We start from the raw sequence: 7,840 nt of genomic DNA on the forward strand, positions 1-7,840 counted from the left end.
ACCTATGCGTGCGCCGTCAAACGGGGCGATCAGGACTGGCTGAACTTCGTCAACACTGCCCTGCATGAAGCCATGACCGGGGTTGAATTCCCGATGTATGCCGAGTCGTTCAAAAAATGGTTCGGCGTGGACCTGCCGACCCCTGCGATCGGTTTCCCGATGGAATACAAATAACCCGCCGCTGGCGTGAATCACTGAAGGGGCGAGGGCGGCCACGGTGCCGTCCCGTCCCAGGGGCTGTCGAGCATGAATTATCAGCTGAATTTTGCAGCGGTCTGGCGGGATTTTCCCAGCCTGCTGGCGGGGCTGGGGCTGGGCCTTGAGCTGGCCCTGATTTCCATCGCCATCGGGTGCGTCATCGGCATGATGGCGGCGTTCGCGATGCTGTCGCGTTACCGGGCGTTGCGTCTGGTCGCGTCGATTTACGTCACCGTGGTGCGCAACACGCCGATTCTGGTGCTGATCCTGTTGATCTACTTCGCCATGCCGAGCCTGGGCATCCGCCTGGACAAAATCCCGTCGTTCATCGTCACGCTGTCACTGTATGCCGGGGCGTACCTGACCGAGGTGTTCCGCGCCGGCCTGCTGAGCATTCACAAGGGCCAGCGCGAGGCGGGCCTGGCGATCGGGCTCGGCGAATGGCAGGTGCGCGCTTACATCGTCGTCCCGGTGATGCTGCGTAACGTGCTGCCAGCGCTGTCGAATAACTTCATTTCGCTGTTCAAGGACACCTCACTGGCCGCCGCCATTGCCGTGCCGGAACTCACGTATTACGCGCGCAAGATCAACGTCGAGAGCTACCGGGTGATTGAAACCTGGCTGGTGACCACGGCGCTGTACGTCGCGGCCTGTTACCTCATCGCCATGCTGCTGCGTTACCTCGAGCAGCGCTTGGCGATTCGCCGCTAGGAGGCCCGACCATGTACGAACAACCCAGTTGGTTGCACGAATTATGGATCGCCCGCGAGGCGCTGTGGGCGGGCTTTCTCACCAGCGTGCAGTGTGCCGGCCTGGCCATCGTGTTCGGCACGGTGATTGGCGTGTTTACCGGGCTGATCCTGACCTATGGCAACGTGTGGGCACGCCTGCCGTTTCGCGCTTACGTCGACCTGATACGCGGTACGCCAGTGTTTGTGCTGGTGCTGGCCTGCTTCTATATGGCGCCGGCACTGGGCTGGCAGATCGGCGCGTTTCAGGCCGGTGCGCTGGGCCTCACGCTGTTTTGCGGCTCGCACGTCGCCGAAATCGTGCGCGGTGCATTGCAGGCCATTCCGCGCGGGCAGCTGGAAGCCGGCAAGGCCATCGGCCTGACGTTTGGCCAGTCCCTCGCCTATGTGCTGCTGCCCCAGGCGTTGCGGCAGATATTGCCGACCTGGGTCAATTCATCCACGGAGATCGTCAAGGCCTCGACCCTGCTGTCGGTGATCGGCGTTGCCGAGCTGCTCCTGAGCACCCAGCAAGTCATCGCGCGCAACTTCATGACCCTGGAGTTTTACCTGTTCGCCGGCTTTCTCTTCTTCGTCATCAACTACGCCATCGAGCTTCTTGGGCGGCAAATCGAAAAACGGGTGGCCTTGCCATGACACAGACTCAAACCGCGACGGCCCCTCCGGCTCTGCTGAGCATCGAAGGGCTGCGCAAATCCTATGGCCCGGTCGAAGTGCTCAAGGGCGTCGACCTGAAGATGAACAAGGGCAACGTGGTCACGTTGATCGGCTCCAGCGGCTCGGGCAAAACCACGCTGCTGCGTTGCGTCAACCTGCTGGAAGAATTTCAGGGCGGGCACATTCGTCTCGAAGGCCAGGACATCGGCTACAGCGACGTCAATGGCAAGCGCGTGCGCCATCCGGAAAAGCGCATCGCGCAACACCGGGCGATGACCGGGATGGCGTTCCAGCAGTTCAACCTATTCCCGCACCTCACCGCCCTGCAGAACGTCACCCTCGGCTTGCTCAAGGTAAAGAAACTACCTAGGGATCAAGCCATCGCGCTGGCCGAAAAGTGGCTGGAGCGGGTCGGCCTGCTGGAGCGGCGTAATCATTTTCCTGGCCAGTTGTCCGGTGGCCAGCAGCAGCGGGTGGCGATTGCCCGAGCGATTGCGATGAACCCCAGCCTGATGCTGTTCGACGAGGTCACCTCGGCGCTGGACCCGGAGCTGGTGGGTGAGGTGCTCAGCGTGATTAAAGGCCTGGCGGAGGAGGGGATGACCATGCTGCTGGTGACCCACGAGATGCGCTTCGCTTATGAAGTGTCGGACCAGATCGTGTTCATGAACCAGGGCCGCATTGAAGAACAGGGCCCGCCCAAGGCATTGTTCGAACAACCCAAGTCAGCGCGTCTGGCTGAATTCCTCAAGAATATTCGATTCTAAAACGCTCAATCAAAGGAGATTTTCATGAGCATTACTCGTTACGGTGCCGGCAGTACCGCAGGTGGCGGCCAGCCACGTCCTTTCGCCCGCGCCGTTGAAGCCGACGGCTGGCTGCATGTGTCGGGTCAGGTGCCGGCTGAAAACGGTGAGATCATCAACGGCGGGATCGTCGAGCAAACCCATAAAACCATGCACAACCTGGTGGCGATTCTGACCGAGGCCGGTTATGGCCTGGAAGACGTCGTGCGCGTCGGCGTCTGGCTGGAAGACCCGCGTGATTTCTGGAGTTTCAACAAGGTATTCGGCGAGTACTTCTCGCCGGAACACGCACCGGCCCGCGCCTGTGTGCAGGCCAGCATGATGGTCGACTGCAAGGTCGAGATCGATTGCATCGCTTATAAGAAGAAGTAAAGGCGCAGCGGCAAGCTTTAAGCTGCAAGCTGCAAGTCGATACAGCGGTGATCAGACGGTTGCCGCTTTAAGCTTCCAGCTTGCAGCTCAATTGCCACCACCACTTTTGAAGGCTGAAGGCGCTTTTCGCATTCGCGCCGTTTAGCTTGGAGCTGCTCCCATGACCGAAGACACCATCAAACGCCGGGCCCGTGGTTTGGACCGGGCGTTCGATATTCTCGATTACCTCAAGGAAAAGGGTACGCCATTGCGGCCCAACGAGATTGCCAGCGGCATCGGCAGCCCTAAATCGACGGTGTATGAACTGGTCAGTGCGTTGCTGGAGCGGCGCATTCTGGAGACCGTTGGCAAAGACGGTCACGTCTATCTGGGCCGCCAGCTTTACTTTCTCGGGCAAGCGCATCTGCGCCATTTCGATTTCACCCGCGAGGCGGAAGTCAGCTTGGGTGAAATCGTCGAGCAGACCCGGGAAACAGCACAGATGTGCCTGCTCAACGGCCGCAAATACACCGTCGCGTTGATGAAAGAAGGCGCACGGCATTTCCGGATTTCGTCCGACATCGGTGAGGACGCACCGATTCCATGGACGGCTTCGGGGCGTTTGCTGCTCGGGCATCTCACCGACCAGGCGATCATCGACCTTATCGACGACGAGGACTTCATCCTCCCGGACGGCAAGCGTCTGCCCGTTGAGACGTTTCTGGCGCAGATCCGCAAGGCGCACGACGATGGCTTTTTTTCCTTCGACAGCATCGCCGACACCTTCACCCATTGCTTTGCCGCGCCGGTGCGGGACAAGCAGGGCATTTGCATCGCGACCCTGTGCATCGTCGCCCCGCGCGCCGACGCCACCGCGCATTACGACCACTACCGGCGCGTGCTGATCGACAGCGCCAACGGCCTGGCCCGGCGTGTCATCGAATAGCGTTGCCGTACGTACACACGAACAAAAAATTCAGGAGAACAGAGATGAGCATTGCCGCGATTGAAAAAGGCGCCACGCAACCCGGCGACCACCTGGTGCGTGACGTCAGCCTGCCCGCGCTGGTCATCCACGACAAGGCGCTTGAGCACAACCTGCGCTGGATGCAGAAGTTCGTCAGCGACAGCGGCGCCGAGCTGGCGCCCCATGGCAAGACCAGCATGGTTCCGGCGTTGTTCCTGCGGCAATTGCAGCACGGCGCGTGGGGCATGACCCTGGCGACGGCGGTGCAGAGCCGCGCGGCCTACGCCCATGGGGTGCGCCGGGTGCTGATGGCCAACCAGTTGGTTGGCGCGCCAAACATGGCGATCATCGCCGAGATGCTCACGGACACGATGTTCGATTTTCACTGCATGGTCGATCATCCGGACAACGTCAAGGCGCTGGGCGAGTTCTTCGCCGCCAAGGGCCTTCACCTGAATGTGATGATCGAGTACGGGGTGGTCGGTGGACGTTGCGGCTGTCGCAGCGAAGCCGAGGTCATGGCTCTGGCCGACGCCATCGCCGCGCAACCGGCGCTGAAGCTCACCGGCATCGAAGGTTACGAGGGCGTGATTCATGGCGATCAGGCGGTGAGTGGCATTCGCGCGTTCGCCACATCGCTGGTACGACTGGCCGTGACCCTGCAGGACAAGGGCGCGTTTGCGCTGGAGCGGCCGATCGTCACCGCCTCGGGTTCGGCCTGGTACGACCTGATCGCTGAAGAATTCGACAAGCAGCAAGTGCGCGAGCGCTTCCTCAGCGTGCTGCGTCCCGGCAGTTACGTGGTTCACGACCACGGCATCTACAAAGAGGCGCAGTGCTGCGTGCTCGACCGCCGCCATGACCTGAACGAGGGGTTGAGGCCGGCGCTCGAGGTCTGGGCCCACGTGCAGTCGATGCCGGAGCCGGGCTTCGCGGTGATTGCCATGGGCAAGCGCGATGTGGCATTTGATGCTGGCATGCCCAACCCGCTCAAGCGCTATGCACCAGGGGTGGTGCCGGCGGACGGCGTGGACGTCAGCGCCTGTACGGTGACGGCGGTGATGGACCAGCATGCGTTCATGACCGTGGCGCCCGGTTGCGAGCTGAAGGTGGGCGATATCATTTCGTTCGGCACTTCGCACCCCTGCCTGACGTTCGATAAATGGCGCACTGGCTGCCTCGTCGGCGAGGACCTGTGCGTCATTGAATCCTTCGATACCTGCTTCTGACAGGAGCCTGCAATGAGTGAAATGGTCAGTCACAGCTATCCCCGCGTCGCGCTGATCGGCGAATGCATGATCGAGCTGCAACAGCACGCCAGCGGCGCGCTCAAGCAGAGCTTCGGCGGCGACACGTTGAACACCGCGGTGTACTTGTCTCGCCTGCTGGGTTCGGCGTCGCAGGTCGACTACGTCACGGCGTTGGGCGACGACAGCTTCAGCGACGCGATGTGCCAGGTCTGGAAGGACGAAGGCATTGGTCTGAGCCGTGTGCAGCGTCTGCCGGGAAAGCTGCCAGGGCTGTATTGCATTCAGACTGATGCCAACGGCGAGCGTCGCTTTCTTTACTGGCGCAACGAGGCCGCGGTGCGTGAATGCTTCACCACGCCGGCGGCAGAGCCGGTGTTGGCCGCGCTGCCGGATTACGACGTCCTGTATTTCAGCGGCATCACCCTGGCGGTGCTGGGGGAGACGGGCAGGGCGCGGCTGTTGTCAACGCTGGGCGATGCCCGCGACCGAGGTGCGCGTGTGGTGTTCGACAACAATTACCGCCCGCGTTTGTGGCGCAGTGTCGAGCAGGCGCGGCAGGCCTACCGCGCGGTCATGCACGAAGTGGATCTGGCGCTGTTGACTGAGGAGGACGAGCAGGCGTTGTTCGATTACACCGACAGCGATCAGATTCTTGAGGCTTATCGGACGCTCGGCGTCAGCGAGGTGGTGGTCAAGCGGGGTGCGCAGAGCTGCCTGATCAGTGTCGACGACCGGCGTCATGAAGTGCCTGCCCATGCGGTGCAAAAGGTGGTGGATACCACGGCGGCGGGGGACTCGTTCAGCGCGGCTTACCTGGCCCGACGTTTGCGCGGCGGCAGTCCGCAAGATGCGGCCGATGCCGGGCATCAACTGGCCAGTCTGGTGATCCAGCACCCGGGCGCGTTGATCCCGCGCAGCGTGATGCCGGTCTGAACCAGAAACTGATGGCGTGCCCACCGGCCTCTTCCCGGCTGAAGCCGGTCCTACTAACGAATCGCGCGTTCAGTGGGATTGGCTGAAGGAATGCAGACCCCTTGTAGGACCGGCTTTAGCCGGGAAGGCGTCAGGTGTCACCCCGCGAAATCGAGGGTGTGCATTCGGGCCTCTTCCCGGCTGAAGGCGGTCCCACAAGGGGTCCGCGTTTCTCCAGCTGGCCCTCACCACCCATCCCACTGAATGCACGCCATGCTTTAGTGGGACCGGCTTCAGCCGGGAAGGGGCCCGTAAGATCGCTGCAAAGTTTTGGCTGTACCGCTCAATCGCGATAAAACACTTGCACCAGGTGATACCCGAATTTGCTTTTGACCGGACCGTGAACCGTGCGTAACGGCTTTTTGAAGATCACTTGGTCAATCGCGCCGACCATCTGGCCCGGTCGCACTTCGCCCAGGTCTCCGCCGCGCTTGCCGCTCGGGCACGTCGAATATTTCTTCGCCAGCACGTCAAACGCCTCGCCCTTGGCAATGCGTTGCTTCAGTTGCTCGGCTTCTTCAGCGGTTTTGACCAGAATGTGGCGGGCTTGGGCTTTCATGATGAATCGGACATCTCGATAAAAAAGCCGCGCATTATGCCTTTGCCGCCGGATTTCCGGTAATTTCCCTGACCTGGACCGGACGAACGTGCAGATGGCTCACGACAGGGTCATGCCCGACCGGCTTCGGCCGTTAAAGAGGCAGAACGTTAAAACCGGCCGAAGGTCGACACACTGTTGGCCTGCAGTCTCCTCAAACTTCTTGTGCGGTGTTGCCTTATGGATTTTCCGGCGTTGTTGAAGGTGCTTGCCACCCAGGATGGATCAGACCTTTACCTGTCCACGGGAGCGCCCCCCTGCGCCAAGTTCAACGGCGTGCTCAAGCCGCTGGGCACTGAAGCGTTCAAACCCGGTGACGTCGCCCTGATCGCCAACGCCATCATGGACGCTGAGCAGCGCGTGGATTTCGAGCGTGATCTGGAGATGAATCTGGCGTTTTCCCTGTCCGGTGTCGGCCGGTTCCGGATCAATATCTTCAAGCAGCGTAACGAAGTATCGATTGTGGCCCGTAACATCAAGCTCGACATCCCCAAGTTCGAAGACCTGCACCTGCCGCCGGTGCTGCTTGATGTGATCATGGAGAAACACGGCCTGGTGCTGTTCGTAGGCGCCACCGGCTCCGGCAAATCGACGTCGCTGGCTGCACTGATCGATCACCGCAACCGCCACGCCAGCGGCCATATCATCACCATCGAAGACCCGGTGGAGTTCATCCACAAGCACAAGCGCTCGATCATCAATCAGCGCGAAGTGGGCGTCGATACCCGCAGCTTCCATGCCGCGCTGAAGAACACCCTGCGTCAGGCGCCGGACGTGATCCTGATCGGTGAAATCCGCGACCGCGAGACCATGGAGCACGCGCTGGCGTTCGCCGACACCGGCCACTTGGCGATCTCGACGCTGCACGCCAACAACGCCAACCAGGCGCTGGACCGCATCATCAATTTTTTCCCCGAAGAGCGTCGGCCGCAGCTGTTGCATGACCTGGGCAACAACCTCAAGGCGTTCGTCTCGCAACGGCTGGTCAAGACCACCGACGGCAAGCGCCGCGCGGCGGTGGAGGTGATGCTGGGCTCGCCGACGATTCGCGACCTGATCCACCGCAACGAGCTGACCGAGCTCAAAGGCATCATGGAAAAGTCTACCAACCTCGGCATGCAGACCTTCGACAATGCGCTGTATGACCTGGCAGTGGAGGGCGCGATCACCGAAGACGAAGCCCTGAAGAACGCCGACTCGGCCAACAACGTGCGCCTGCGCCTGAAACTGCACAGCGAGAACGGGCCGTCGACCATCGTCACCGCACCGCGCGCCCCGCAACCGGCGGCGCA

Annotated in this window: 9 protein-coding genes and 1 pseudogene; 9 read left to right on the forward strand and 1 reads right to left on the reverse strand. The window is 61.4% G+C overall.

Annotated elements, in window-relative coordinates:
• The 8 genes and pseudogenes from VF672_RS04470 to VF672_RS04505 all read left to right on the forward strand — a co-directional run.
• Window positions 1–174, forward strand: a pseudogene (locus VF672_RS04470) (ABC transporter substrate-binding protein); the annotation flags it as partial.
• Between the two features lie 72 nt (window positions 175–246).
• The gene (locus VF672_RS04475) at window positions 247–909 is read left to right on the forward strand and encodes an amino acid ABC transporter permease (protein ID WP_331101888.1); all 663 of its coding nucleotides are present in this window, start codon (window positions 247–249) and stop codon (window positions 907–909) included.
• 11 nt (window positions 910–920) lie between these two features.
• A complete protein-coding gene (locus tag VF672_RS04480) occupies window positions 921–1,583 on the forward strand; it encodes an amino acid ABC transporter permease (RefSeq protein ID WP_331101890.1) in 663 nt (220 codons plus the stop codon).
• A complete protein-coding gene (locus tag VF672_RS04485) occupies window positions 1,580–2,371 on the forward strand; it encodes an amino acid ABC transporter ATP-binding protein (protein WP_331101892.1) in 792 nt (263 codons plus the stop codon). Before VF672_RS04480 ends, VF672_RS04485 begins: the two co-directional genes overlap by 4 nt.
• Before the next feature lie 24 nt (window positions 2,372–2,395).
• The gene (locus tag VF672_RS04490; protein ID WP_331101895.1) at window positions 2,396–2,782 is read left to right on the forward strand and encodes a RidA family protein; all 387 of its coding nucleotides are present in this window, start codon (window positions 2,396–2,398) and stop codon (window positions 2,780–2,782) included.
• Window positions 2,783–2,942: 160 nt separating this feature from the next.
• On the forward strand, window positions 2,943–3,707 hold the full coding sequence (locus tag VF672_RS04495; protein WP_331101897.1) for an IclR family transcriptional regulator: 765 nt from the start codon (window positions 2,943–2,945) through the stop codon (window positions 3,705–3,707).
• Between the two features lie 44 nt (window positions 3,708–3,751).
• A complete protein-coding gene (locus VF672_RS04500; protein ID WP_331101899.1) occupies window positions 3,752–4,957 on the forward strand; it encodes an amino acid deaminase in 1,206 nt (401 codons plus the stop codon).
• A 12-nt stretch (window positions 4,958–4,969) separates the two neighbouring features.
• Complete coding sequence (locus tag VF672_RS04505) at window positions 4,970–5,911, forward strand: sugar kinase (protein WP_331101901.1); 942 nt, start codon at window positions 4,970–4,972, stop codon at window positions 5,909–5,911.
• Window positions 5,912–6,233: 322 nt separating this feature from the next.
• Here the strand turns inward: VF672_RS04505 and VF672_RS04510 are convergent, their stop codons facing one another.
• The gene (locus VF672_RS04510) at window positions 6,234–6,509 is read right to left on the reverse strand and encodes a peptidylprolyl isomerase (protein WP_037009819.1); all 276 of its coding nucleotides are present in this window, start codon (window positions 6,507–6,509) and stop codon (window positions 6,234–6,236) included.
• Window positions 6,510–6,728: 219 nt separating this feature from the next.
• Between VF672_RS04510 and VF672_RS04515 the strand changes: the two genes are divergently transcribed.
• On the forward strand, window positions 6,729–7,840 hold a 1,112-nt coding region (locus VF672_RS04515; RefSeq protein WP_331101910.1), incomplete at its 3' end, for a PilT/PilU family type 4a pilus ATPase.

This window comes from Pseudomonas sp., from assembly GCF_036387035.1.
In the GTDB taxonomy this organism is placed as follows: domain Bacteria; phylum Pseudomonadota; class Gammaproteobacteria; order Pseudomonadales; family Pseudomonadaceae; genus Aquipseudomonas.